Origin of the sequence: Collimonas pratensis (assembly GCF_001584185.1) — a bacterium.
Taxonomy (GTDB): Bacteria; Pseudomonadota; Gammaproteobacteria; order Burkholderiales; family Burkholderiaceae_D; genus Collimonas; species Collimonas pratensis.
The window spans coordinates 2,484,053-2,510,311 of sequence record NZ_CP013234.1 but is presented as its reverse complement, the minus strand read 5'-3'; the positions used below and the strand labels follow the sequence as shown (position 1 = coordinate 2,510,311).

Genomic DNA, 26,259 nt, shown 5'->3' with positions numbered 1-26,259 from the left:
AGCTTATTTCAAGTTCAGTCTGGCGACATTGGTCTTGGACCCGGCTTTCAGGTCCAGCGGCGCGCCGCGCAAGGTGGCGTCAACCCCGGCGATATTGCCGATGATGATGCTGACCGGCTGCGACATGTCTACCGTTTCCGTGCTGCCGGCCTTCACCAGGCGCGAAATCAGCACGGTGTTGTCAGCGCGCTTGACATCGACCCACGAATCCTGGCGGAAGTTCAAGCTCAATTCACCGCCGCCGGCCGTTGCCGGGTTGACGGCGGACTTGCCTGCCACTGGCGCGGCATTGGCCGCAACCGGGGCAGTTACCGCCGCATTGACGCCGGCGCCGGTCACTGCTGCGCCATCGGCTGCAGCGGCGGCAGGCGCAGCCGTCAAGGCTGCATTCGCTTCTTTGTCGGCGGCCTGGGTATCCGTGCCAGTGGATGCGGCAGCGGCAGCTTCTTCGCTGGCAGCAGTCGCCGACCTGGCAGATTTTTCGGTCAGCGATTGCAAGGTATTCTGCAGCACCGGCAGCACATCAAGCCGTATCGCCACGGCCAGCAGCAACAACAGCACCGCCAGCACGACCAGCCATTTATAGGCAAACTTATTGCGCCCCATCAAACTGAAACGGGATTCCGAAAAGGGTGTAGACAGCTGGCCATGCGTGCTCGCGCGCACCGGCTGCGCTGCCGCTGCCGGCGAAATCGCGGCCAAGGCATCGCTCACGTCCAGGTCCAGCAATTTGGCATAGGAACGAATAAAGCCGCGCGTCATCACCATGGTCGGCAAGGCGGCGTAGTTGTCGGCTTCCATTGCTTCGATCTGGCGCGGCGCCAGCTTCAGATGGCTGGCGACTTCCGCCACCGCCCAGCCAAGCTGCTCGCGCTTGGCGGCCAGCTGGCTGCCGAGCGTGGCCCGGCCGACGGTGCTCGGCGCCTGCTCAGCTGCATTGGCGAAATCAAGCACTTCGTCGACAGCAGTCGGTCTCAACTGTTCCGGCTCACTCATTGAACGCTCCGCGCTGATAAGCTGCGAATTCCGGGGAGCCGGCAAAACGACGGCGTAATTGCGTCACCAAACTTGCTTCTGCAGCTGTGTCACCCAACTTGCGCTCCACTTTGATTGCTGTCCATAATGCTTCTGCATTCTGCACATCTGTTTTCAATACGAGTCCGATATAAAACCGGGCCCGCTCATAATCGTTGCGATCGTATTCCAGTTGCGCCAGCTTGGCGTTGGTCAGCGGATTGCTGGCATCAAACTGGAAGGCCTGCAGCAGATAACGCTCTGCCGCCGCCGTATCGTTCAATTTCAGACTGCAGACACCGGCGTTGGTCAGCGCCTTGGCCGGCGACTGGTAAGTACGGCTCTTCAAGGCGGTCTGGAAATGCGGAATCGATTCCTTGACGCGGCCGTTCTGGCATAGGAACCAGCCATAATTGTTGGCAAAATCCGGATTGTTCGGATCCAGCCGCAGGGCGCGCTGGAAATTTTCGTCGGCCAGCCGGTTCTCGCCCATATCCATATAGATCAGGCCGCGCACGCTGTAGGCATCGGCCATTTCGGGATCGGCGGCCAGCGCCTGCTTGATCTCGTCCAGCGCTACTTCCAGCTGGCGCTGCTCGTAATAGCCGACCGCCAGCTGCAAGCGGATGCCGGCACGGCGTTGCGCCTCGGTCTGGTCAGAGCTGGTCGCCAGCTCGCGGGTGGACCCGCTCTGCTGGTCGCTACTCACAGGCGGGTTGGCGCAGCCGCTCAGGCCGGCCATCAATGACAAGGCCGTCGCAGCAAACACGATACGGCCACTCCAGCTACCCAGTTTGCTGCTCACTTGATCTGTCACTCAGACACCTCGATGATGCGGCCAAAGTTCTTCCCGAATTTCTGCTGATATTCGGTCATTTTCTGCATGCGTTCCTGCACGCGAGTACGGTCTTGCACTTCCCCTGCCAGCTGGCCGCAGGCGGCATCGATATCGTCGCCGCGCGTCTTGCGCACCGTGGTGACAATGCCGGCATCCATCAGGATCTGGGCAAAGGCCTTGATCCGGGGATTATTCGAGCGCTTCAGGCCCGACTCGGGGAAAGGGTTAAACGGAATCAGGTTGAATTTGCATGGCACCACTGGACCGCCGCCGTGGCCCTGCACCAGGGCGATCAGTTCGCGCGCGTGGGCGTCGGTATCGTTGACGTCATCCAGCATGCAGTATTCAAACGTGATGAAATCGCGCGGCGCGAATTCCAGATAGCGCTTGCAGGCCGCCATCAGTTCGCGCAAGGGGTATTTCTTGTTGAGCGGCACCAGGCCGTCGCGCAAGGTATCGTTGGAGGCATGCAACGATACCGCCATCGCCACCGCGCAATCCTGCGACAGCTTGTCGATCATCGGCACCACGCCGCTGGTGGACAGCGTCACGCGGCGGCGCGACAGGCCATAGGCGTTATCGTCCAGCATCAGCTTGAGCGCCGTCACTGTCGGCTCATAGTTCAGCAAAGGCTCGCCCATGCCCATCATCACCACGTTGGTGATCTGGCGCTCGCCTTTATGGCCGGGCTCGACGCCTTTGGATTTGCGCAGCTCAAATTCAGCCATCCACAACTGGCCGATGATTTCACCGACGGTCAGGTTGCGGCTGAAGCCTTGCTTGCCGGTAGAACAAAAACGGCAGTTGACAGCACAGCCGGCCTGGGTCGAAATACACAAGGTACCGCGGTTTTCTTCGGGGATGAACACCGTCTCCACCGCATTGCCCTGGCCGACGTCGAGCAGCCACTTGCGGGTGCCGTCGGTCGAGGTGTGATCGCTGATCACGGCAGGCGCGGCGATCATCGCCCGGGTCGCCAGCTTGTCACGCAATGATTTGGCCAGATCGGTCATTGCATCGAAATCGTGCGCGCCGAATTGATGAATCCAGCGCAATAATTGTTTGGCGCGGAATGGCTTCTCCCCCAACTCGCCGCAATAGGCGGTCAGTTGTGCGGGATCCAGATCCAGCAGGTTGGTGAGAGTCGTCATGGCATTTCCAGTTTTCTATATCGTAGGGTGGGCACAAGGTGCCCACGCAGCCGGTTCGTCATCGCATCCGCGTGGGCATTGCATGCCCACCCTACAACTACAACAAAACAACTTTAATTCAGCTTAGACCGTTGGGAAGAAATAAGCGATTTCAACCTTGCCGGCTTCCACTGCGTCCGAACCGTGCACTGCGTTCGCATCGATCGAGTCAGCGAAATCGGCGCGGATCGTGCCTTTTTCTGCCTTCTTAGGATCGGTTGCGCCCATCAGGTCGCGGTGCTTCAACACGGCGTTTTCGCCTTCCAGAGCCTGGATCATGACTGGACCGGAGATCATGAAATCAACCAGGTCCTTGAAGAAAGGACGCTCGCTGTGCACAGCGTAGAAGCCTTCGGCTTCAGCGCGTGTCAGGTGCGTCATGCGGGCAGCAACGATCTTCAAGCCAGCGTTTTCAAAACGTGTGTAGATTTGACCGATTACGTTTTTTGCAACTGCGTCTGGTTTGATAATCGACAGGGTGCGTTCAATTGCCATCTGAAAAACTCCAATAGAAAGAAAGGGTTAAGGTGCTTTATGAAAGCATTAAATGAGTGACTGGCCAATAGTTCAATCAACCTTTGATTTTAACACGAAACACCCGTATAGAATCGTCAAAACTAGCCAAAACGCAAGGGGATTACCCTGCAAAAGCGCTAAAATGCGCTCGGCAAGCGATCCGGAACCCGTCGAGAACCACTTTGCCGGTTTACTGTCTGATGTAAAGATGTCGTTAGCAAGTGCTATGATCGCAACAGTTTAATACTTTTGCAATTTCCAAAGGAGTCCTGAATGAACCCAAACCTGCAACCAACCTACTCACCAGGCAGCACCGCACTCAGCGCGCAACATCGCGTGCTGCGCAATACGTACTGGCTGCTGGCGCTGTCCATGCTGCCGACGATTGCCGGCGCCTGGCTTGGGGTACAGATGGATTTCAGCTTCTTCCGCAACAGCCCGCTGATCGGCTTCATGGCGTTCATGGCGGTCGCATTTGGTTTCTTCTATGCAATTGAAAAGACCAAGAACAGCGGCTGGGGCGTATTGTTGCTGCTAGGCTTCACCTTCTTCATGGGCCTGATGCTGTCACGCCTGATCGGCCATACGCTGGTCGGCTTCTCCAACGGCGCCAGCCTGATCATGATGGCCTTCGGCGGTACCGCCAGCGTATTTGTCGTCATGGCAAGTATTGCCACGGTCAGCAAGCGCGATTTCTCGAACATGGGCAAATGGCTGTTCGCTGGCGTCGTGGTGCTGCTGCTGGCCTCGCTGGCCAATGTCTTCCTGCAGATTCCCGCGCTCTACCTGGCGGTATCGGTGATCGCGATCACGATTTTCTCGGCCTACATCCTGTATGACGTGCAGCGCATCATCAATGGCGGCGAAACAAATTACATTTCAGCAACATTGAGCTTGTACCTGGATGTCTACAACATCTTTGTCAACCTGCTGTCCCTGCTGGGCATCTTCGGCGGCAACCGGAATTAAGAAAAACCTCAGGCAAGAAATCAAAAAACCGGCTCCAGGGCCGGTTTTTTTCATGGACTGTGAAACAAGATCACATCAAAGCATTACGCCAGGTCAAATACTGCAATCGACTCCACGTGCGCAGTATGCGGGAACATGTTCACCACCCCGGCCTGGCTCAGGCGATAGCCGCCCGCGGTCAGCAAGCCGGCGTCGCGCGCCAGGGTTGAGGGATTGCACGAGACGTAGACGATCCGCTGCGGCATGAAGCTCTTGTCAATCGCCGCCAGCCCGACAATCGCTTCGCAAACAGCGGCTGCGCCATCGCGCGGCGGATCGATCAGCATGCGCTCGAATTTACCCAAAGCAATGAAATCCTCGGCAGTCGCCTCGAACAGGTTACGGCAGTAGAGCGTGGTCTTGTCGGCCAGTTGATTGACTGCGGCATTTTCGCCGGCACGGTTGATCAAGGCCTGGCTGCCTTCGATGCCGACCACTTCGCGTACCTGCGTAGCCAGCGGCAAGGTGAAATTTCCCAGGCCGCAGAACAGGTCGGCTACGCGGTCTTGCGGCTGCATATCCAGCAAGCGCAAGGCGCGCGCCACCAGCACCCGGTTGATCTGATGGTTCACTTGCGTGAAATCGGTCGGCTTGAACGGCATCCGCACGCCGAATTCCGGCAAGGTGTAGTACAGCTCGCCGTCCGCCGGATAGAAGGGATAGGCGCTGTCCGGCCCTGCAGTCTGCAACCACCAGTTGACCTGGTATTCATCCGCAAACGCCTTCAGCTTGACTTCGTCATCGGCGCTCAAGGCCGCCATGATGCGCAACACCAGCGCCGTCACCTTGCCTTGCGGGCCCTCGCCGACCGCCAGTTCGATCTGCGGAATATGGTCGATCAGGCTTAGCGAAGCGATCAGATGGCGCAACGGCACCAGCATCGCCGAGACGTTCGCCGGCAGGATCTCGCATTCTTTCATGTCGGTGATGAAGGAAGATTTCCGCTCATGGAAGCCGACCAGCACCCCGCCCTTTTTAGGCACATTGCGCACCGAAATACGGGCACGATAGCGGTAGCCCCAGGTCGGCCCGTAGATCGGGCGCAGCATGGATTCTGCCTTGACCTTGCCGATATGCCACAAATTATCTTCCAGCACGCGCTGCTTAATCGCCACTTGCGCCGATGGCTCCAAGTGCTGCATGGCACAGCCGCCGCAAATGCCGAACACGGCGCAATGCGGCTTGACCCGCAGCACCGACTCTTTATGCAAAGCGGTCATGCTGGCCGCTTCCCATTTGGCCTTCTTGCGATACGACAGGAAACTGACGCGCTCGCCCGGCAAGGCGCCTTCGACAAAGATCACCTTGCCCTGGCTGCCGTCTTCATTTTGCAAATGGCCGATCCCGCGCGCATCCATGTCGAGGGATTTGATATCGATAATGTCTTGTTGCATAGGAAGCAGTTGCAGGCCGCCGCATGCGGCAACCTGGAAAATGGAATGAAATCAGCCCGAGATTATAGCGCCATGCAAGGCCGCTGAGGGCAGCTTAGCGCAATGCCCGCAGATGCGGTGGCCTAAAGGAATGAATCCTTGCCAACCCCCTTGGCGCCCAGCAAGCGTTTCAGCTTGAGCAAGGCCTCTTGCTGGATCTGCCGCACCCGCTCGCGCGTGACGCCGATTTCGGCGGCCAGCTCTTCCAGGGTGGACGGATCGTCGTTATCCAGGCCGAAGCGACGCATGATCACATTGCGCTGCTTATCGGTCAGCTTTTCCAACCAGACCCGCACCAGGATCGATGTTTCCTGCTGTTCGGCGCGGGAGTCGGGATTTTCTTCAGTGGCACTGGGCAGCAAGTCCATCAGGCTGGCCAGCGGATCCTGGTCCAGCGGCGCATCGAGCGAAGCCGCGTGTTCGGACAGCGCCAGCACATCTTGCACGTCTTCCACCGGGCGGTCCACCAGATGGGCAATGTCTTCGGCGCTGGCGTCCTTGCCGTCGTGATGCTGGGCTTCCAGGTGATACTTGGCGCGCAGGATCTGGTTCAGTTCGCGCACCATATGCACCGGCAGACGCACCGTGCGCGCCTGGTTCATGATGGCGCGCTCGATGCTTTGCCGTATCCACCAGGTGGCATAGGTAGAGAAACGGAAGCCGCGTTCCGGCTCGAACTTGTCGATCGCCCGCATCAGGCCGAGATTGCCTTCCTCGATCAGGTCGAGCAGCGCGACGCCGCGGTTGATATAGTGTTTGGCGATCGATACCACCAGCCGCAAATTGTGTTCGATCATTTTCTGCCGGGCGTCGAAATTGCCCTGCTTGGCCAAGGTGGCGAAATGCACTTCTTCAGTCACCGTCAGCAACGGCCTGGTGCCGATCTGGTTCAGGTAGTGCTGGGTGGTGTCGGTCGACAGTTCCGCCGCCAGGACCTTCTTCAGCTCCTCGACGCCATCGACCACCACCACTACGCCGTCCACCACTACTTCATCGTCGATATCCCGCTCGGCGACAGCATCAATCTCGTCGTCATCGCGCCCATCATCGGCCAACTGCTCCGATGAGACCTCATGCTCTTCGTCTTGATGATCAGTCGGCCGTTTGCTCATTTAGCGCTCATTTAGCGGTTCGGTAGGAATTTCGATGGATCCACAGGTTTGCCTTGCTGACGAATTTCGAAATGCAACTTGACCACGTCGCTGTCCGAATTTCCCATCTCGGCAATTTTCTGGCCCTTGCTTACGGTCTGGCCTTCCTTCACCAGAATGGTCTTATTATGCGCGTATGCGGACAACAAGCTACTAGTATGTTTGATGATAACCAAATTACCGTAGCCGCGGATACCACTACCCGCATACATCACTTTACCGCCGGCCGCCGCCACTACCGATTGCCCTGATTTACCGGCAATATCGATGCCTTTCTTACCCTGGTCGAAAGCGCCAACCTGCTTGCCTTCGGCCGGCCACATCCAGTCCACTTTATCTTCATCGCCAGAGGCCGCCGGCGCCGAGGCGGCTGGCGTGCTGGCTGCCGCGGCTGCCGCGGTCGATGCCGCAACTGCCGGTGCAACAGCTTTCGGGGCGTCGCTGGAGGATGGCGCATCCGGTTTCTGCAATTCCGCCAGTGCCGCGTCGGAATAAGGGCGCTTGTCGCCGCGCGGTCCGCTCTTGTTGGCGGCGCTGCCGCCGCCGGCTGCCGATGTCGGCGATGCCGAGGATGGCGCCGAACCCAAGGACCTTACCTCAACGCCGGAACCGGACCCCACGCTGGCCATCTGAGCGCCGCCAGCCGCGCCAGAGCTGGCGTCAGGCGGTTGCACGCGGAGCACCTGCCCGACCTTGATGTCGTTGGCGTTTTCCAGCTTGTTCCAAGCCACGATGTCACGATAGCTTTGACCGAATTCCAGTGCGATCCGGTACAAGGTATCGCCTTGCTTGACCGTGTAAGAACCATGTCCGTCAGCTGCGCGCGGCGCCTCGGTGGCGGCGGTCCCGGTGGAGGCCACATTGCCGCCGCTGCGGCGCTCGACTACCGGAGCGGGAGTACGCGGAGTGGTACACGCTGCCAGCGTGGCAATCATTACACCCAAAGCTATAAAGCGAGTTTTCTTCATTCTCATTACATTGATATTAGTATGTGCGACTGAGTCGCTGATTGTTCGTCAATTTATTCGTCAATATGTTTCGCCGGCGGCGCTGCGAGCCATCCTCACACCGTGCCGGCACGCAAAGGCACAAAATGACAGTCTTCCATGGTGGTGCTGGTCCAATCGAATTTACCGGTACGCTGGATCAGCTGCAAAACCTGGTGACGGGAACCAACCGGCGCCACCAGACGGCCGCCGATCGTCATCTGATCCAATAATGCCTGCGGCACTTCAAGCCCCGCCGCCGCCAGGATGATACCGTCGAAAGGCGCCACCTGCGGCAGCCCAAGCATACCATCTCCGTAATGCAAACGGATGTTGGCGATCCGCAGCGGACGCAAGTTGCTGCGCGCCAGTTCATGCAAGGGCTTGATGCGTTCGATCGAATACACTTCCTTCGCCACCAGCGACAGCACCGCCGCCTGGTAGCCGCAGCCGGTGCCGATTTCCAGCACCCGGTTGAGAACGCCGCCGTGCTGGTTGTCGCGCATGATCTCAATCATGCGCGCCACGATATACGGCTGCGAAATAGTTTGGTGATGGCCAATCGGCAAGGAGGCATCGATATATGCCTGGCTCGACAGGCCGGGTTCCATGAACATGTGGCGCGGCACGCTTTCCATCGCGGCCAGCACCCTGGGGTCAGTCACCCCCTGCTTGGCGACGCGCGCCACCATGGCTTTGCGCACGCCGTCGGACACCATCGAACTGGAGCGATCAACATGGCTGGCGGTCTCGCTCGGACGCACCATCGGCTTGTTGGCGGCAGACGCCGGTTTTGGCGGCGGCGCTGAAGGTGCGGCGCCGCTGCGCGGCGTGTTGCGCGAATTTTCCCAGGCGGCGTTCTTGGTCGCAGTCTGCGGCGTCGCCACGCTGCGGTTACTGCGGTCGGTGGCAGGCTTCTTGTCGACTACCGATGACAGCTGCAACGGAAAACGCTTCGCCTTGTCGGTCATGACAAGTCTTTCCTCAGCGCGGCCAGCTGGGTCGCATGCGTCAGATCGATCTGCAGCGGCGTGATCGAAACATGGCCGTTGGCGGTGGCATGGAAATCGGTGCCTTCGCCGGCATCGCGCGCGCCGCCAGGTGGTCCGATCCAATAAATGTCGCGGCCATGCGGGTCCTGCGCCTTGATCACCGATTCCGACTCATGCCGCTTGCCGAGCCGTGTCGCCAAGGCGGGCTTGAGCTGGTCGTAAGGCAAGTTGGGAATATTGACATTCAGCAAATAAGGCTGCGGCAGGTTATCGAAACGACGCTCGACAATTTCGCGCGCCACCATGGCCGCCGCGTCCAGTTCGTCCCAGCCTTTGTGCAACTGCGAAAAAGCGATTGCCGGAATACCGAACAGGAACCCCTCGGTGGCGGCCGCCACGGTGCCGGAATATAGGGTATCGTCACCCATGTTCTGGCCCTGGTTGATGCCGGACACGATCAGGTCGGGACGAAAATTCAACAACCCGGTCAATGCCACGTGCACGCAGTCGGACGGTGTGCCGTTAATGAAATAGAAACCGTTTTCGGCGCGCTGGACAGACAAAGGACGGTCCAGGGTCAGGGAATTGGAGGAGCCGGAACGATTGCTGTCCGGGGCTACCACGACGATTTCCGCAATCGGCGCCAATGCATTGGCCAAGGCAATAATACCCGGCGCCAAGTAACCATCGTCGTTACTGATCAAAATTTTCATACTCGGATTTTACCTGAAGCAATGTTACTGATTTATGAAGATTTGGGAAATTTAACGAACTACCTCTATGAGACACTTTCAGTCATTGTTTAGTTGCTTTTACAGCACGAAAACAGCTCAATTGCAAAATTATGTTGCAGCGCCACAAAAAAGCCCCAATCCGGGAATAAAAGCAGGTATTGTTAGCGCTATCAAGACTACTCGGATGAGCACACCGCCGCTTGCCGTCGTCAGACCACCAAGGAGTCACCATGAAATCGTACCGCGTCCGCAATCCCATCGCCATCACTCCCGACAGTTTCAGCAGCCCCGCAGCTTCCATCAATGCATGGACCGACCTGATGTTGCAAACCGGAGAAATGATGAGCGCATCGGCGCAGGTAATCGGCCACCGCACCGCACGCATGGCCATGGCCGGCCCTGCGCCCAGCCAGCGCGACCGCAACGAATTCAACCTGATGAGCCAGGAAAAAATCGAAGCCATTGCCGAATCCGCACACGCCATGGCGATCCGCATGATGAGCATGCATCAGGACGCCGCACGGCTGGCCATCCAGCAAATGCTGAACGGCGCCGTCAATCTGATGTCGGTCGCCAGCAGCAGCAATTTGCACCAGTCGGGACACCGGCAAAACAAGCTGGCGCATGACACCATGCTCAGCTCGGCTGAGGCAGTGTCGCAGTTCAATACCTCGCTGGCGGATATTGCGCAGACGGGCTTGCAGCCGCTTCATGCACGGGCTACGGCGAATGCAAAGCGGCTGAAGAAGCTCTAAGGCGGCTTGATACGTCGGCGAGACTCAGGATCGAGACTCTTTTTTTGCCGAGCACAGTGGGTCACCTGCTTGCCGGCTCCACACACCTGGATTCAGCCCTTCCCTGCTGTCAGCAATACAACGGACAGAAATAAACGTTCCAAGCGAATGGTGGATCTTTAAACGCCCAATTGCTGGCGCCAGCCATCGGACGCGGCGCCGTAAAGGCGATGCTGCTCGACCGCAGCCAACGGATCACGGCTGCAAAATGACAAGGAAAAACCTTGCTGCGACCAGTTGCGCGCATGCCAGCCCGGCCCTGACTGCAAGCGCAAGCCGGTAGCCACCAATTCCGGCAACACGGCCTCTTCATCTTGATTCGACATCAGTTTATATAGCGCTTCCTTGCTGCTCCACAGCGCATAAAACGCCTCTGTTTTTTGATCAGCGGGAAGGCCGGATAACCAGTCGCTCTCTGCCGCGGAAAAAGCGCTGCGGGCCAGCGCCTCGACGTCGCGTCCGCCATCCTGGGCTTCGATATCGACGCCCAGCGGTGTATCGACACTGGCCGCGCAGGCGACCCAGCCCCGGCTGTGCGACACGCTGAAGTGCGGGGTTAGAGAGCATGCAGGCGGCAATTGCAGCCGCGGCGCCCTGCCTTGGCGTTCGATCATCTCGATCGCCTCGAAAGCGATGCCTGTCAGCTGGGCGATTGCAAAGCGCAGCACCATCCGTCCCAGCAGAAATTCACGCTGGCGCAGCGGCCGCAGGAAGCGCCGGTAGCGCAACAGTTCAGGCTCGCTCAGATAAGCCGGCAAACCATCGCAGTCATTTTCGCTCAGCGCATTCGCATCGAGTAGCCAGATGACAGCGGACGGCACGGGCGGGCTCAGTCCAGGCGTTTGAAAATCAGCGAAGTATTGATGCCGCCAAACGCAAAATTGTTCGACATCACATATTCGCATTGCAGCTCGCGCCCCTCGCCGACGATATAGTCCAGCTCGGCGCACAGCGGATCGAGCTGCTGCAGGTTGATGGTCGGCGCGAACCAGCCGCTGCGCATCATCTCGATGCTGACCCAGGCTTCCAGCGCGCCGCAAGCGCCGAGCGTATGGCCGGTATAGCTCTTCAGTGAGCTGATGGCGGTGTTGCCGCCGAACACAGCCGCAGTGGCGTGCGATTCGGCAATGTCGCCCTGCTCGGTGCCGGTGCCGTGGGCGTTGATATAGCCGATGGCCGACGGCGGCAGGCCGGCATCCGCCAGCGCCAGCGTCATCGCCACCTGCATGGTGTCGGCATTGGGATGGGTGACATGGCAGCCGTCGCTGTTGGTGCCGAAGCCGACGATTTCCGCATACATTCTGGCGCCTCTGGCGCGCGCATGGTCGTAGTCTTCCAGGATGAGCGTACCGGCGCCCTCGCCGATCACCAGGCCGTCGCGGCTGCGGTCGAACGGACTCGGTGTCATGGCCGGCGTATCGTTGCGGATGCTGGTGGCAAACAAGGTGTCGAACACCGCGGCTTCGGTGGCGCACAGTTCTTCGGCGCCACCAGCCACCATCACCTGCTGGCGGCCGCTGCGGATCGCTTCGTAGGCATAGCCTATGCCCTGGCTGCCGGAGGTGCAGGCGCTGGAGGTGGTGATGACGCGGCCGGTGATGCCAAAAAACACGCCGATATTGACCGGGGCGGTATGCGCCATCATCTTGATATAAGTAGTGGCGTTGATGCCGCGGGTGCTGCGTTCTTCCATCATGCGGCCAAAATCGCCGATCGCCGCCGGCGTGCCGGCGGACGAACCGTAGGCGACACCGCAGACGCCGCTTTTCAGCAAGGGATCGTCGATCAAGCCGGCATCGATCAAGGCCAGTTCGCTGGCGCGCGTCGCCATCAGCGCCACCCGGCCCATGCTGCGGGTGGTCTTGCGGTTATAACGTTCCGACAATGCAAATTCGGCGGCCGGCGCCCCCAGCTGCGTGTTCAAGCCATCGTAGTCGGCCCATTCATGCATACGAACGACGGCATTGCGATAGCTGCCGAGATGGCTGCGGATCGCATCCCAGTCGTTGCCGATCGGGCTGATGCCGGCCATGCCTGTCACCACCACACGGCGCGCGCTTGCGTCATGCCTTGCTGCGGCCGTCATGCCATGCCTCCATTCACCGAGATGACCTGGCGCGTGATATAGGCCGCATCCGGATGCAGCAGGAAAGCCACGGCTGCCGCCACCTCCTCCGGCTTGCCGACACGGCGCGCGGGAATCATCTTGAGTGCCTCGTCCAGCGGCACGCCATCGATCATGTCAGTTTCTATCAGCCCCGGCGCGACGCAATTGACCGTGATGTTGCGCTTGGCCAGCTCGATCGCCAGCGCCTTGGTGGCGCCGATGATGCCGGCCTTGGCGGCGCTGTAGTTGACCTGGCCGCGGTTGCCTATCAGTCCGGAGACCGAGGCCAGCGTAACGATGCGGCCAGCCGCGCGGCGCTGCACCAAGGGCATCACCAGCGGATTGAGGACATTGTAGAAACCGTCCAGATTGGTCTTCAGGACCAAGTCCCAATCCTCGCCCGGCATCGCCGGAAAAGCGTTATCTCGCGCGACGCCGGCATTGCACACCACGCCGTAATAGCAGCCGTGCTGCTCGACGTCGACCAATAGAATATCGGCAGTAAGCTGACGGTCCCCTATATCAAACTGCAATACGCGCGCCTGCGCGCCCAGTTCGCGCACCGTCTGCGCCACCGCATCAGCGGCTGCGCGTTGCTGATGGCAGTGCAAGACGATATCGTAGCCGTCGCGCGCCAGCCGCAAGGCGATGGCCTTGCCGATGCCGCGGCTGGAGCCGGTCACCAGCACGGTTTTATTCAACCCCGCAAGCGGGGTCGCAGCCGGACCTGCGGCAGTATTCAATTCCGACGTCATTCAGTACTTCCTTCTAGAAAAACAGCCGCATCAGCCGGCTGGAATACGGTAATGGTGGCACTGGCCAGTTGCAGCATATTCGTACTGGCGCGGATATGGCATTCGAAGGAACCGATACCGTTATCCGCCTGCAGCAATTTCTGTACCTGTACCTGCAGCACGCTACCGATGGCAAATTCGGCGCAGGCGGCTTCGTAGCGGCGCGTGCCGAGCAGGAAACCGATCTTGACACTCTCGCCCCGCTGTTTTGCCGAATAGCCGGCATAGGCTGCAATCGCCTGCGCCATATACTCGACGCCGACCCAGGCCGGTACGCCATGCGGCTGGCAAAACAAGCTGTCGGCGCGGATCGTCACCTCTGCCTGCAGTTCTTCGGCGCCTGCGTGCAGCAGGCGGTCCAGCAACACCATGCGGCCGGAATGCGGCAGCAGGCTGCGGATGTCCAGGTTTTCAAACACAGTCGAATCGTCCATCATGCACGCCCCAGCAGCAGGCTGGCGTTGGCGCCGCCAAAGGCAAACGAGTTACTCAGAGCCCAGCGCAGGGGGTGCCCCAGCCGGGCGCCAGGGGGCAGCAGATTGAGCGACGGCAGCTGGGCATCGGCCACGCCGTCCCACAAGTGCGGCGGCAGGCAACCTTGCGGATTGTTGTCCTGCATCGCCAGCCAGCACAAGCCCGCCTCGACCGCACCGGCCGCGCCCAAGGCATGGCCGGTGAACGGCTTGGTTGAACTGAGCGCGACCTGGTCGCCGAACAGGGCTGCGATCACACGCCCTTCCATGGCGTCATTCTGCACCGTCGCCGTACCATGCAAGTTGATGTAGTCGCATTGCGCCGGGGCCAGGCCGGCGCGCGCCAGCGCCTGCTCGATGGCGCTGCGGGCGCCGTTGCCGGACGGGTCCGGCGCGGAAATATGATAGCCGTCGGAGGATTCGCCCCAGCCGCGTAAGCTGACTGTCGCCTCGTCCCTGGTCATCAGGAACAGTGTGGCGCCCTCGCCGATATTGATGCCGTTGCGATTGGCGCTAAAGGGATTGCAACGCGCCACGCTGACCGATTCCAGTGCGGCAAAGCCGGCTACCGTAAACGCGCACAGCGAATCGACGCCGCCGCTCAGCACGGCGTCGCAAACGCCCATATTGAGCAGGCGCGCCGCGCTCGCCATCGCCTTGCTGCTTGAGGCGCAGGCGCTGGAATGCACATAGGCCGGGCCGCTGGTGCCCAGTTCGGCGGCCAGCATGGTGGCCGGCGACGCCATTTCCTGCTGCGCATAGCTGAACCCGGCCGGAAAGCCGCCGTTTTCCCGGCGATAGCGAAACGCCGCCTCGGTCTGAGCGATGCCGGAAGTGCTGGTGCCGAGCACGATCGCCACCCGGCTGGCGCCAAAGCGCTGTATGGCGGCATCGACCTGCGGCCTGATCTGCGCCAGCGCGGCCAGCGCCAGCTGGTTGTTGCGGCTGCGATGCGGCAAAGGCAGCACCTCGATATCCGGCAGCGCATCTGACAAAGTCGCGTCGACGCAACCCAGCGCCAGTTCCCGCTCGGGCGAATGACGGCGCGTCATGGCGACACCGCTGTCGCCGGCGAACAGGCGACGGCTGATCTCGGCGTGGTTGTCGCCGAGCGCACAGATCATGCCGAGCTGATTGAGATAGACCATGCTGTTTTTCTAATTAAGGCGCCGAAGGGGTTGCGTTGATCATAGGACCGACGGGCGCATCGTCGGCAGCATCGCTGACCGACTCGATCGTCAGGCGATAGTGGTAGCGCAGATTGTTCAATTCCATCTTGCCGCTCCAGGGCGCGCTCTTGCTGTCCGCACTGTAGTTGATCACCATCACCGGCTCGCCCTGTAGCGACAAGGTACGCGTCTGGCCTTGCTGCTGGATGTCCCAGCCAGCCGGCAGCGCCGCGCGGATCGCCGCCAGCGGCCACAAGGTCAGCTGGCTATCTTCCAGCACGTCCTCGGCCCGCACCTGCGACGGCAACATGGGATGGCGCCAGGACTGCAAGGTCTGGCCATCATAGTGCAAGGTCAGGACACGCTGGCCGAACGCCAGTCCCACCATATTGAACTGCTGCGCATCGATCTCCAGCGCCGCGTCCAGCTGGTCGGTGCGGCCGTTGCGCTCCACGGTCAAATGCTGCTGCAGGCTGATATTGGCGCCCAGCGTCGCCGGCGCCAGCTTCAATCCAAGCCGGGCCGGCGCCTGGCTAACTGGCTGCGTGGTGCAGGCAGCCAGCAGCAGCGCGCTCAGCGGCAAGCCGAGACCACGCCAGCCAGCCAGCTGCATCCGGCCTAGCTGCATATTTCCTCCAGTGTGTTGAGGCGGCGCTTGCTTTCCTTGACATAGGGATTGCTCTCGTCCCAGGCATAGCCGGCCAGGATCGCTGCGATCATGCGGCGCACTTCCGGCTGCTGCCGTTCATAAAAGATCACTTTCTGGAAGCCGCCGGAATACCAGGATTCGACAAAGGTGCGAAAAGCGTCCACCCCTTTTTTGAGAGGTACGGCATATTCGTTCTCCCAGTCGACACTCTCGCCGGCAAACTGGCGCTGCAAGACGGCGGCAGCCAGGCTGGCCGACTTGACGGCAATTGTCACGCCGGAAGAGAACACCGGGTCGAGGAATTCGCCGGCGTTGCCCAGCAAGGCGTAGCCCTTGCCCCACAGGGACTTGACGTTGGCCGAATAGCCGACAATCTGGCGCGCCGGCGTATCCCAGCGCGCGTCTTTCAGCAGCGCACGCGAGGCTGGATCCTGCATCACCAGTTCCTGCAGGCGTTCGGTTTCGCTACCCTTGAACTGCTCCAGGAACTTGGTCTCCGCCACCACGCCGATGGAACAGCGGCCGCCGGCAAACGGGATCAGCCAGTACCAGACATCGCAATGTTCCGGGTGGACCGTGATGCGGATCTTGTTGCGGTCGAAGCCGCCTGCGGCAACGCCATCCTCAATGTGCGTGAAAATCGCGCCGCGCACAGGAAAATTGGACGGCGTTTCCAGCTGCAGCAGCTTCGGCAAGACCCGGCCGAAACCGCTGGCGTCCAGCACAAAACCGGCTTCCACGATGTATTCGCTGCCGTCGGCATGGCGCACGGTGACGCGCGGCTTGCTGCCTTCCTGATCGAATGCCGTGACAGTGTGCTGGTAGCGCACTTCCGCGCCCTGGCGCTCGGCCTCCTTGGCCAGCACGTGGTCAAAACTGGCGCGCTGGACCTGATAGGTGGTGCCCCAGCCGGCAGAATGCTTGTCGCGGAAATCGAAATCGGTGTAGCGCTCGCCGCGTACAAAGGCGGCGCCATTCTTGTACTGGAACCCGGCTTCCACCACAGCTTGCAGCATGCCGGCTTGTTCCAGGTACTCCATGCTTTGCGGCAGCAGGCTCTCGCCGATGCTAAAGCGCGGGAACTGTTCGCGTTCCAGCACCAGCACCTGGCGTCCCTGCTTCAACAGCAAGGCAGCCGCTACCGATCCTGCCGGACCGGCGCCGATCACCAAAACATCGCATTGCTCAATTCTTGCATTCATTATTGCTTTTCTTCCTTTGGCGAATCTTGGCTAAAACATGGTGCGATCATCCAGACAACCGCAATTCCGATCAACATCGTGAATCCGAAAGCATGCAGCGGCGGCGTTCCCGACAACGCCAGCAAGCCGAACGAGAGCAAGGCGCTGGCGGCCGACAGGCCGACTGTAAGCCAGGCAAAGCGGTCGCGCTGCAGGCTTTGCTCTTGCATGAAAATGCCATAGTCGACGCCGAGGCCGAGAATCAGCATCAGCGCCAGCACATGGAACAGCTGCAAAGGCTGGCCGATGAGGCCAAGCACGGCCAGGGTGGCGATGCTGGCCAGGGCCGGCGGCGCCAGCACGCGCCAGGCGGCGAAGCGGTAGCGCGCAAACAGCAACATGTAGATTGCGGCATACGCGCCGAGCAAGACCCAGCCCATATATTGCCGGTAATGTCCCAGCACTGAGGATATTTCACTGACCTTGTCCACCCACTGCACGCCGGCCAACTGCTCGCCGGCCTGTTGCAAGAGCGGCAGGTTGGCATAATTGTCGACGCCGCGCAAAGCGACGATGCTGGCATAGATAGCGCCCTCCGGGCTATCCACCTTGCCTAGCCACAGATGGCGCGACGGTTCGCTGGCGGCGGTTTTCAGGAAAGCTTCCGGCGTCAGCGCCTGGCCGCCGTTGGCGCTGGCAGCGCCGCTCAACGCGCGTTCGCGCATCTGCCTGATCCAGCCTTGGTCCTCGCCCAACTGCGCAGCCACTGCCTTCAAGGGGCCGTCCGGCGCCAGCAAGGCCTGCGTCACCAGGGTGCGGTTGGCTTGTTGCGCCTGCAGCGACGGCGTCCAGCTGGACATTGCCTGGTAACCGCTGATGACATGCCTGGCGATCAACGGCTCCAGCTTTTGCTTGAGCGCTTCTTCCCGTTGCAATACCTGTTCCGCGCTGGCGCCGCGCACCAGGTAGAACTGCACCGGGGTTGGCGCATCGAGCAGCTTGCCGAGCTTGATCTGGTCCGCCAGCAAAGCTTTGGGCGGGGTCTGCAATGAGCGTATGTCGTCATTCACTTTGAGGCGGGCAATGCCGGTCAGCGCAAAGCTGGCAAACAGCAGTAGCGCCAGCAAGCTTGCCCCATTCCATTTCAGCAAGGGCCAATGGCGGCGGGTCTGGCCGAACCATGCGGCAAAGCTTGAACTGTTCAGCGTCGCTGCGCTGACCAGCGCCGGAAACCAGAAAATCACGGTGAGCCAGGCAAACAGCAGGCCGATCACCGAAAACAGCGCCATCTGCCGTAAGCCGGGAAACGGCGTCAGCGCCAGGCCGACATAGCCGATCACAGCGGCGGTCAGCGTCAATAGCAGACCCGGCATCAGGCGCCGCAGCAGCTGCCGGGAATCCAGCTTGCGATCGGCCGACACCCGGTTACACAGGAAGTAGATGCCGTAGTCCTGCGCCACGCCGATCAGGCTGGCGCCGAACACCAGCGTCAGCAGGTGCACCTGGCCGAAGATCAGCCAGCACACGGAAAAGGCACCCAGGCAGCCGACCGCGATCGACAGCATGATCAGGCCTATCGGCCGCAGCGAGCGGAAGGTCAGCCACATCAGCAGAATGATGCCGAGCAGCGAGCCGACGCCGATGGTCGACATTTCACGACTGGCCTGGGCACTGCCGGCGCCCGCATGCAGCACCACGCCGGCGCTGACCAGTTCCACGGAAGGCACCGCCTGGCGCGCGGCCGCGCCGGCCTGTTCCAGCAAGGGCAGCACCGCACGCTGGGTAGCCATCGAAAACGCCGGCTGGCGCAAGGTCATCAGCAGCACGATATAAGGACGACCCTTGTCTTCCACGAACAGGTAGCCGTCGCGCGGACGCACCGGGGTTTCCTGCGCACGTGCCTGCACCCAGCCGCTGAACAGGCCGAAAGGATCGTCTTGCCAGGCGCCCAGCTTGGGGCCGGAAAACGGGCTGTACAGCTGTTGTAACGCCGTATCGGACCAGTATTTAGCGGGCTGCGCGCGCAGCGCGTCCTGCTGCGACGGCGTCAGCAGGCTGAGCCGCATCTGCTGCGACGGCGCCAGCCAGTCTTGCTGGCTTTGCTCCGACAGCTGCATGCCGGTTTGCAGCACATCGGCATGCTTGGCGAGCACCGCATTGTAGGCATTGGCGGCGCTGCGGGCGTGTTCCCAGTCATCGGCGCCGACCAGCACAATGACGCGCTGCTGGGCAGCGTCGACCATATGCGTGAAGGCTTGCTGCAGGACCGGGTCGCGCTGCTGCACCGGCAACAGCGCCAGGATATCGGTATCCGGGACCACGCCCTTGACCAGCCACAGGTAGCCGTTATGCGCCAGCAGCAAGCCCACCGCCAGCACCCACATCAGGGCCAGACGCCTGGACCAACTGTAGGCCGACTGTGGCCCTGGGCCGGAATTACTCAAGCGCAGCCCCCTCTTCCGCTGTCATGGCGCTGCTGCCGCTTTGCAGGCCGGAGAAGCTGATTTCAGTGCGGTCGCCGCTGGCTTCATTGATCGTGACGGTCTTGACGTAAGCGCCGCCGCTCAGCGCCAGCGTGCCGATGGCCTTGGCCAGCGCCGGCTGGCGGGCTTTCAGGGCGACGTTCCAGCTGTTGCCGGTGACGCTGCCGTCCAGTTCAAACAAGGTTTCCAGCTGGCTGAGGTCGCCGGCCAGTAGAGAAAACAGCACGCCATTGATCATCTTGACTACCGGTTCCTGCTTGGCATCCATGCGCATGGCGACGCGGTCGCCCTGCATCTGCACGATTTCGTCGCGCGTCAGGCGCAGCGTATTCGGAAACGGCTGCAAGGTGCGCCACAAGACACCCTTGCCGCTCACCACGCAGAAACGGCCGTTGGACAGCAGCGGCTTCTTGATGCCGACCAACTGCTTGCTCTGATCGAAGCGGCCACACAGCACCGGCGGCCGCGCCAGCATCGCCTGGATCTTGTCGACCGGGGCGGCGGCAAATGCGGAGCATGCCGCGGCAGCCAACAGGACGGCCATGAGAATACTGCGTGGGCTGAATGCGTTGTGTGCTTTCATGCTGGTTCGATTCCTAGTTTTTGAAACAAGACCGGCGGCGAGGCGAAACACATTTCGCGCGTCGCCAGGTCCACCGCTACCTGCGTGGTGGTGCCGCGAGTCAAGCGCTGGCCGCTGGCGCTGTCGCAGATCACGTATTCGATCCGCAAACGGTTTTCCCATTCGATGATGGCGGCGCTGACCTTGATGCGTTGGCCGAAAGTTGCCGGGTGGGCGTAGCGCAGGTGCAGGTCGATGATCGGCCAGCTGTAGCCGGATGCCTGCATTTGCGGATAGTTGTAGTCGATCGTATCGAGCAGCGCGCAGCGCGCCGCCTCGATATACTTGACGTAATTGCCATGCCAGACGATTTCCATCGGATCGAGGTCGTAGAACTGCACCTGCAGTTCCAGTTCAGCCGACCAGCGGCTGCGCGCCTTGTCTTTGTGCATTGTCATGAGCTTATTCGTACAGTTGCCAGTGTTGCAGGCGCAACCGCTCCAGCAAGCGGCGCAGATCGGGTTCCAGCATGCGGTCTTCGCGGATGACGTCGATATCCACCGCCAACAACTCCATCATCTGTTGCAGCCGGTGTTGCGGCTGGGCGGCGCCGTCCTGGCGGCTGCGCAGCCAGACGCCCTGGCGCACGCTGATCAGCATTGCCGCCACCACCTGCTCGGTCAATTGCAGCACGCGCAGGCAATCGCGGGCGGCGATGGTGCCCATGCTGACCTTGTCCTGGTTATGGCATTCTGTGGAACGCGAAAACACCGAGGCCGGCATGGTTTGCTTGAGTGCTTCCGCGGTCCAGGCGGAAGCGCTGATCTGCAACGCTTTCAAACCATGGTTGATGCTGGCGCGCGCACCTTCGGCGCCGGACAGGTTGGCCGGCAAGCCATGGTTGTAGCGACTGTCGACCAGCAAGGCCATCTGCCGGTCCAGCAGATCGGCGACGTTGGCGACCGCGTTCTTCATGCTGTCCATGACGAAGGCGATATGGCCGCCATAAAAATGGCCGCCGTGCAGCACGCGCTCGTTTTCGCCATCGATGATGGGATTGTCGTTGGCGCTGTTGAGCTCGTTCTCAATCGATTCGCGCATCCAAGGCAAGGCATCCGCCAGTACGCCGATCACGTGCGGCGCGCAGCGGATCGAATAGCGGTCTTGCAGGCGTTTCTGGTTGCGCGGGGCATCGCTGGTCGGCAGATCCTGGCGCAGCCAGGCGGCCACGCGCTGCTGGCCGGCGTGCGGCTTGACCGCAAACAGGGTCTCGTCGAAATGATGGGCATTGCCGTCCAGCGCGAAGCTGGCCATGGCGGTGATGCGGGTGGCGATGCGCACCAGGTATTCGGCACGGTCGTAAGCCAGGCAAGCCAGGGCGGTCATGACGGCAGTGCCGTTCATGATCGCCAGCCCCTCCTTCGGCCGCAGGCGCAGCGGCGTAATGCCGGCTGCAGTCAGGGCTTCAGCGGCGGGCACCTTGGCGCCATCGCGCCAGACTTCACGTTCGCCGCACAATACGGCGGCCAGGTAAGACAAAGGCGTGAGGTCGCCGCTGGCGCCAACCGAACCCTCGGAAGGAATCAGCGGCAGCAAATCTTCTTTCAGCAGGCGCGTGATCTGTTCCAGCAAGCCGACACTGACGCCGGAATAACCCTTGCTGAGCGAAGCCAACCGCACGGCCATGATGGCACGCGTTTGCGGCGGGCTGAACAGCTCGCCCAGGCCGCAGCCGTGATAGGTGTATAGATGATGCGGCAGTTCAGGGATCAGCTCGGCCGGCACGTTGACCGTGCAGGAATCGCCGTAGCCGGTGGTGACGCCATAGATGGTGCCGTCCTCCCGCAGCAGGCGGTCGAGGAAATCGGCGCCGCGGGTAATCGCGGCGCGGAACGCCGGCGCCTCGGACAAGCTCACCTGCGCGGCGCCGGAGGAAATGGCGACGATGTCTTCAATCGTCAAACGTCCCTGGTCGAAGCAGACGGTGCGGCCTTGATCGGCAGCAGCCGGCAGGGGAAAATCTTTCAGTTCAGCGAGAAGCATCTTGGTATCCAGATAATTGCCAGAAGTCGTAGAAATTGAACCATTGCAGCGGCGCCCTCAAGCAAAAGTGCTCCAGCCTGGCCGCATACGCAGCCGCCAGTTCATCCAGCACCTGGTCGCGCTCCTTGCGCGGCAGCCGGATCGCCTCGCGGAACAGTTCGAAATGGCATTCGGAATGGCCGTTCTTGGTCATCGAAAACAACAGGTAGACCGGGCATTGCAGCAGACTCGCCAGCACATACGGGCCGACCGGAAACGCGGCGCTTTCACCCAGGAAGGAAGCGCGCGCCACGCGCGGCGCGGCCGACACCGGAATGCGGTCGCCGGCGATGGCGACGAACTCGCCGCGGCCTACCTTTTCCGCCAGGATCATCGCCGTGGCAGGTGTCATCTCGCTCACTTGCATCAGGTTCAGCTGGCTGTCCGGATCGAGTTTTGCCAACAGGCGGTTGAAGGCCTGCGCATGCTTGGTGTGCACCAGCACCGTGATCCGCAGGGCCTGCCGCTGCCGCGACAGCACCCGGCACAGTTCCAGATTGCCCAGATGGGCGCAGATCAGCAGGCCGCCGCGTTGCGCCTGTATGTTCTCCAGCATCTGCTCGCGTCCGAATGAGACCACCTCGGCAGTCTTGAACAGGCCGCCCCACAGCAGCATCTTGTCGAGGATGTTTTCAGCAAAGGAAGCGAAATGCTGGAACACGCCGCGCAATCCCGGCCGGATGCGGTTGATCCTGGCCACCGCCGGATCGAAAGCGGACAAACGCTGTAGATAAGCTATGGAGGCTTGCCGCGCCGCCGGCTTGCTCAGCAGATACCAGCCCAGCACCGGATACAAGGCGATGCGGAAAGGCCAGCGTCCGGCGATGCGGTAAATCCAGAACAGCAGGCGCATGCCGCCGACGAAGCTGGCTTCATTGATCTGCGCCCAGTGCGGCTGCGCTGGTCTCACGCTCATGCGGCACCTCGCCTTGGCAGCAGACGCCGCGCCAGCAGCCGTGGCGCGCGCCATAGCATGCCGAAGAACAGCGTCGCATGCAGACGCGAAATCAGGAGGTTGTCGAGGCCGGCGCGGAAATGCGAGACGCCGTCCAGCGGATAGGCAACCCGGGTCGGCAGGTTGACGATGGCGACGCCGTCCCAGTACAGACGCACCAGCACTTCAATGTCGAAGTTCATGCGTTCGCCCAGCTGCTTGCGCTGCGCCAGCCGGATCAGCGATGGCAAGGGATAGACGCGGAAGCCGCACATCGAATCCTTGATATCCAGCGACAGGGTATTGATCCAGACCCAGACATGGGTCAGGTAGCGAGCATACAAGCGCACGGTGGGTACGCTGTCGTCGTATTGCGGACAGCCGGCGATCAGGCTATGCGGCGCAGCAGCGGCATGCTGCAGGAAACGCGGGATATCGTCGGTACAGTGCTGGCCGTCGGCGTCGATTTGCAGCGCATGGCTGAAGCCAACCGCCGCCGCATGCCGGACACCGGTCAATACCGCCCCGCCCTTGCCGCGGTTGACGGCATGGCGCAGCAAAGTGATGCGTTGCGGATCGGCTTCGGCCAGCGCATCCAGCACCGCCGCGCAAGCTGGTGAACTGGCGTCATCCACCAGCACGCAAGGGAGGTCGCGCGCCAGTACTGCCGCCACCACTGCGCCGATGGCATGTTCGTGGTTATACACCGGGATCACGGCGCAGGGCGTGAAGCGGTCCGGGCTGGAAACGGTGTCGAAAATGGTGGCGGAAACGGCGCCGGATTCAATGCGGCCCATGGGCGCCTCCAAAAGCGATACGGCCGCCGGCGTGCTGGCCGGCGGCAGAGAACATGCGGAATGACAGGCTGCTTTTTTGCAGGTCGTGCAGCAGCTCCAACTGCACCACCATGCCGGGCGTGATCACGCGCTGGAATTTCAGCGCATGCATGCTCAGGAATTGCGGCGCCAGCGGGAAATATTCACGGCCGTAGCTGACAGCCCAATCGACTTGCACCACGCCGGGCAGGATCGCCGCCTCGGCGAAATGGCCGTCGAAGTACAGCAGATCGGGCGGCACCGCCAGTTCCAGCAAGACGCGCTGCGCATCTTGCTCCAGCACGCGCCTGATCGGCATTGTGGGCCGTATGGCGGCGGCAGCCTGCTCTTGCGGTTCCAACAGCGCCAGCAAATCGGCGCGTGTAGTTTTACCCTGCGCATTGAGTGGCAAGGCATCCAGGTAACGCCAGCTGCGCGGCAACGCTACCGGCTCGACCGCGTGCGCCATGCTGTCGCGCAACTGGCGGTTCAAGGCCAGCTTGCCATGTGCCGCGAGGATCCGGCGGCCGCCCGCGGACAGCACCACAAAGGCGGCAATCCGTTGCCGCGGCTGCGCTGCCGATTGATCCAGCAGCAAGACCTTGGCGTCGGCCACCGCCGCCTGTGCCTTGAGCTGGCGTTCCAGCGCGTCCAGCGAGATGCGCTTTTCCTCCACTTTCACGATGCGGTCGACGCGGCCCTGCAGGCGGAAACGATGGGTGTCAAACGCCTGCACCTGGTCGGCCATTGCATGCCATTCAGCGTCCGGCAGATGCGGCGAACGGATCTCCAGCAGCTCCTGGCCGGCCGCCACGCGCCAGGCAATCGCCGGCATCACCCGCCAGCTGTCGTCATCGCTGTCATCACCACGGCGCTGACGCCAGGCGACGCCGCCGGTTTCTGAACTGCCGTACACCTCGACAGGGATAGATCCCAGCAGAGACCCGGCTTCCAGGGCAACCTCCTGCGGCAACGGGCCGCCGGAGGAAAAGATGGTGCGGATTGCGGCCAGCGGCGACGAATCCTGAGCGGCAGCCAGTTCGGCCGGCAGCCGCTTCAGATGGGCCGGACTGGAAATCAGGATGAACGGCCGGCCGCCAGATTGCAGTTGTTCGAGGAAGTTGACTTGCCGCGCATGGATCGCGCGCCGCTGGCTCAACGGCCACAGCACCTTGAACAACAAACCGTAGATATGCTGGTGCGAGACGGTGGCGAAGATGTCGGCATCGCCAACGCGCTCACCGAACAGCTGTTCCAGGGTGGCGACTTCAGTAGCCAGCTGCGACAGGTATTTCGGCACCGCCTGCGGTTCGCCGGTACTGCCGGAGGTGAAGATCACCAATCCGGGAAAATCCGGCGACAGCGCCTTGAAATCATGCATCAAAGGCGCTTCGCATTCGCTTGCGGCCGGGAGCGCCAATGGAGCGTGGTGCGGCGGGAATTCGCCGAGATAGCCATCCACCAATGCGCTCAGGTTGGCACAAGTGGCAGGCAGCACATCGCCTGGCAGATAGACTGTCTTGCCGGCCTGCCAGGCGCCGAACAGGATGCAGGCAAACTCCGCGCTGTCGCTGCAGTAGAGGGCGAAGCGGCTGCCAGGATGGCGCCCCAGCAGCTGGCGCCAGGCCGACGTTTGCGCCAGAAAATAATCCCAGCTCAGCGCCCGGCTATCGCGCCAGGCGAACGGCTGTACATGAGCTGAGGCTTCGCTCAGCAGCGTCAACAGATTGCGCGGATCAGACATGCTGGCCGCCCTGCTGCACAAGCGCTTGCAAAGCAAGCCGGGCATGGCGGCGCTTGACCAGCATGCGCACCAGATATTCGCCGGCGAACAGGCAGCCCATCAGTACATAAGCCACCACGCCGTTGTACAAAGACCATAGCGCGGCCGAGGCCCATAGCGCGGTGACCAGCGCCAGCGCGCCGTTGATGACGAAAAAACCGCACCATACCTGAGTCACGCGCCGGGTGTAGGCAATCGCATAGTCAGGCAAGGCGGGATCGCTCAGACGCGCCATGCGCTCAATAATCGAAGGCGGTGCGTACAAACTGTAGCCAAACAGCGCCAGCATGCCAAGATTGACCAGCACCGGGTATAGCTTCAAGGGCAGCAAGGCATTGTTCCAGATCGCTGCTGCCGCCAGCAGCAAGGCGGCAGCCAGCCACCAGCGGCTGGCGCGCTTGAGCTTAAGCGTCGGCAGCCGCGTTGCGGCCGCCAGCACCAGCAGCAAGGCCAGCAAGCGCGGCTCGACACGGCCGTGTCCGAGCCAGATTGCAAGCGGATAGAGCAAGGTAAGCAGCACGCTGACGGCGGTCGGCGCCAGGCGCCAGAAATTCTGCACGATATCCCCCGC

26 protein-coding genes are annotated in these 26,259 nt (G+C 61.4%); 2 read left to right on the top strand and 24 right to left on the bottom strand.

What is annotated here, in order from left to right; all coding sequences use genetic code 11:
* Positions 1-3: 3 nt before the first annotated feature.
* The 4 genes from CPter91_RS11455 to ndk form a co-directional block, all read right to left on the bottom strand.
* Positions 4-996 (bottom strand): helix-turn-helix domain-containing protein, encoded by a 993-nt coding sequence (locus CPter91_RS11455; protein ID WP_061940289.1) that lies wholly within the window; start codon positions 994-996, stop codon positions 4-6.
* Positions 989-1,756, bottom strand: a complete 768-nt coding sequence (pilW, locus tag CPter91_RS11450; protein ID WP_061946136.1) for a type IV pilus biogenesis/stability protein PilW — start codon at positions 1,754-1,756, stop codon at positions 989-991. The genes CPter91_RS11455 and pilW overlap by 8 nt, the downstream gene beginning before the upstream one ends.
* A gap of 71 nt (positions 1,757-1,827) precedes the next feature.
* On the bottom strand, positions 1,828-3,003 hold the full coding sequence (rlmN, locus tag CPter91_RS11445) for a dual-specificity RNA methyltransferase RlmN (protein WP_061940287.1): 1,176 nt from the start codon (positions 3,001-3,003) through the stop codon (positions 1,828-1,830).
* A 123-nt stretch (positions 3,004-3,126) separates the two neighbouring features.
* Entirely contained in the window at positions 3,127-3,537 is a 411-nt protein-coding gene (ndk, locus tag CPter91_RS11440) for a nucleoside-diphosphate kinase (protein WP_061940285.1), read from the bottom strand.
* 294 nt (positions 3,538-3,831) lie between these two features.
* Between ndk and CPter91_RS11435 the strand changes: the two genes are divergently transcribed.
* On the top strand, positions 3,832-4,527 hold the full coding sequence (locus tag CPter91_RS11435; RefSeq protein ID WP_061940283.1) for a Bax inhibitor-1/YccA family protein: 696 nt from the start codon (positions 3,832-3,834) through the stop codon (positions 4,525-4,527).
* An 83-nt stretch (positions 4,528-4,610) separates the two neighbouring features.
* On the opposite strand, the gene rlmD is transcribed toward CPter91_RS11435, so the two are convergent.
* The 5 genes from rlmD to surE form a co-directional block, all read right to left on the bottom strand.
* The gene (rlmD, locus tag CPter91_RS11430; RefSeq protein ID WP_061940281.1) at positions 4,611-5,960 is read right to left on the bottom strand and encodes a 23S rRNA (uracil(1939)-C(5))-methyltransferase RlmD; all 1,350 of its coding nucleotides are present in this window, start codon (positions 5,958-5,960) and stop codon (positions 4,611-4,613) included.
* Positions 5,961-6,082: 122 nt separating this feature from the next.
* Complete coding sequence (rpoS, locus tag CPter91_RS11425) at positions 6,083-7,111, bottom strand: RNA polymerase sigma factor RpoS (RefSeq protein WP_197481566.1); 1,029 nt, start codon at positions 7,109-7,111, stop codon at positions 6,083-6,085.
* A gap of 11 nt (positions 7,112-7,122) precedes the next feature.
* Positions 7,123-8,118: a peptidoglycan DD-metalloendopeptidase family protein gene (locus CPter91_RS11420; protein WP_061940279.1), complete on the bottom strand. Its 996-nt coding sequence runs from the start codon at positions 8,116-8,118 to the stop codon at positions 7,123-7,125.
* Positions 8,119-8,213: 95 nt separating this feature from the next.
* On the bottom strand, positions 8,214-9,107 hold the full coding sequence (locus CPter91_RS11415; protein WP_061940277.1) for a protein-L-isoaspartate(D-aspartate) O-methyltransferase: 894 nt from the start codon (positions 9,105-9,107) through the stop codon (positions 8,214-8,216).
* Positions 9,104-9,841 (bottom strand): 5'/3'-nucleotidase SurE, encoded by a 738-nt coding sequence (gene surE / locus CPter91_RS11410; RefSeq protein ID WP_061940275.1) that lies wholly within the window; start codon positions 9,839-9,841, stop codon positions 9,104-9,106. Before surE ends, CPter91_RS11415 begins: the two co-directional genes overlap by 4 nt.
* Before the next feature lie 251 nt (positions 9,842-10,092).
* Here surE and CPter91_RS11405 point away from each other — a divergent pair, with 251 nt between their 5' ends.
* Entirely contained in the window at positions 10,093-10,617 is a 525-nt protein-coding gene (locus CPter91_RS11405; RefSeq protein WP_061940273.1) for a polyhydroxyalkanoate granule-associated phasin, read from the top strand.
* Between the two features lie 158 nt (positions 10,618-10,775).
* Here the strand turns inward: CPter91_RS11405 and CPter91_RS11400 are convergent, their stop codons facing one another.
* The 15 genes from CPter91_RS11400 to CPter91_RS11330 are packed head-to-tail and all read right to left on the bottom strand — an operon-like array spanning position 10,776 to position 26,247.
* On the bottom strand, positions 10,776-11,477 hold the full coding sequence (locus tag CPter91_RS11400; protein ID WP_061940271.1) for a 4'-phosphopantetheinyl transferase family protein: 702 nt from the start codon (positions 11,475-11,477) through the stop codon (positions 10,776-10,778).
* An 8-nt stretch (positions 11,478-11,485) separates the two neighbouring features.
* Entirely contained in the window at positions 11,486-12,742 is a 1,257-nt protein-coding gene (locus tag CPter91_RS11395) for a beta-ketoacyl-ACP synthase (protein ID WP_061940270.1), read from the bottom strand.
* Positions 12,739-13,518 (bottom strand): 3-oxoacyl-ACP reductase FabG, encoded by a 780-nt coding sequence (gene fabG / locus CPter91_RS11390; RefSeq protein ID WP_061940268.1) that lies wholly within the window; start codon positions 13,516-13,518, stop codon positions 12,739-12,741. The genes CPter91_RS11395 and fabG overlap by 4 nt, the downstream gene beginning before the upstream one ends.
* Positions 13,515-13,994, bottom strand: a complete 480-nt coding sequence (locus CPter91_RS11385; protein WP_061940266.1) for a hotdog family protein — start codon at positions 13,992-13,994, stop codon at positions 13,515-13,517. The genes fabG and CPter91_RS11385 overlap by 4 nt, the downstream gene beginning before the upstream one ends.
* Positions 13,991-15,178 carry a beta-ketoacyl-ACP synthase gene (locus tag CPter91_RS11380; RefSeq protein WP_061940264.1) on the bottom strand — a complete coding sequence of 396 codons (1,188 nt, stop codon included), beginning with the start codon at positions 15,176-15,178 and terminating at the stop codon, positions 13,991-13,993. The genes CPter91_RS11385 and CPter91_RS11380 overlap by 4 nt, the downstream gene beginning before the upstream one ends.
* A 13-nt stretch (positions 15,179-15,191) precedes the next feature.
* Positions 15,192-15,827, bottom strand: coding sequence for a DUF3261 domain-containing protein (locus tag CPter91_RS11375; RefSeq protein ID WP_082792781.1), 636 nt, complete (start codon positions 15,825-15,827; stop codon positions 15,192-15,194).
* A complete protein-coding gene (locus tag CPter91_RS11370; RefSeq protein WP_061940262.1) occupies positions 15,818-17,050 on the bottom strand; it encodes an NAD(P)/FAD-dependent oxidoreductase in 1,233 nt (410 codons plus the stop codon). Before CPter91_RS11370 ends, CPter91_RS11375 begins: the two co-directional genes overlap by 10 nt.
* Complete coding sequence (locus CPter91_RS11365) at positions 17,050-19,413, bottom strand: MMPL family transporter (protein ID WP_061940260.1); 2,364 nt, start codon at positions 19,411-19,413, stop codon at positions 17,050-17,052. Before CPter91_RS11365 ends, CPter91_RS11370 begins: the two co-directional genes overlap by 1 nt.
* Before the next feature lie 52 nt (positions 19,414-19,465).
* The gene (locus CPter91_RS11360; RefSeq protein WP_061940258.1) at positions 19,466-20,095 is read right to left on the bottom strand and encodes an outer membrane lipoprotein carrier protein LolA; all 630 of its coding nucleotides are present in this window, start codon (positions 20,093-20,095) and stop codon (positions 19,466-19,468) included.
* Complete coding sequence (locus CPter91_RS11355; RefSeq protein WP_061940256.1) at positions 20,092-20,526, bottom strand: acyl-CoA thioesterase; 435 nt, start codon at positions 20,524-20,526, stop codon at positions 20,092-20,094. Before CPter91_RS11355 ends, CPter91_RS11360 begins: the two co-directional genes overlap by 4 nt.
* A gap of 10 nt (positions 20,527-20,536) precedes the next feature.
* Complete coding sequence (locus CPter91_RS11350) at positions 20,537-22,117, bottom strand: HAL/PAL/TAL family ammonia-lyase (protein WP_082792780.1); 1,581 nt, start codon at positions 22,115-22,117, stop codon at positions 20,537-20,539.
* Complete coding sequence (locus CPter91_RS11345) at positions 22,104-23,072, bottom strand: LpxL/LpxP family acyltransferase (protein ID WP_205631675.1); 969 nt, start codon at positions 23,070-23,072, stop codon at positions 22,104-22,106. The genes CPter91_RS11350 and CPter91_RS11345 overlap by 14 nt, the downstream gene beginning before the upstream one ends.
* Complete coding sequence (locus tag CPter91_RS11340) at positions 23,069-23,887, bottom strand: glycosyltransferase family 2 protein (protein ID WP_082792779.1); 819 nt, start codon at positions 23,885-23,887, stop codon at positions 23,069-23,071. The genes CPter91_RS11345 and CPter91_RS11340 overlap by 4 nt, the downstream gene beginning before the upstream one ends.
* A complete protein-coding gene (locus tag CPter91_RS11335; RefSeq protein ID WP_061940254.1) occupies positions 23,874-25,649 on the bottom strand; it encodes an ApeI family dehydratase in 1,776 nt (591 codons plus the stop codon). Before CPter91_RS11335 ends, CPter91_RS11340 begins: the two co-directional genes overlap by 14 nt.
* Positions 25,642-26,247, bottom strand: coding sequence for a COG4648 family protein (locus tag CPter91_RS11330; RefSeq protein ID WP_231879911.1), 606 nt, complete (start codon positions 26,245-26,247; stop codon positions 25,642-25,644). Before CPter91_RS11330 ends, CPter91_RS11335 begins: the two co-directional genes overlap by 8 nt.
* Positions 26,248-26,259 lie beyond the last annotated feature (12 nt).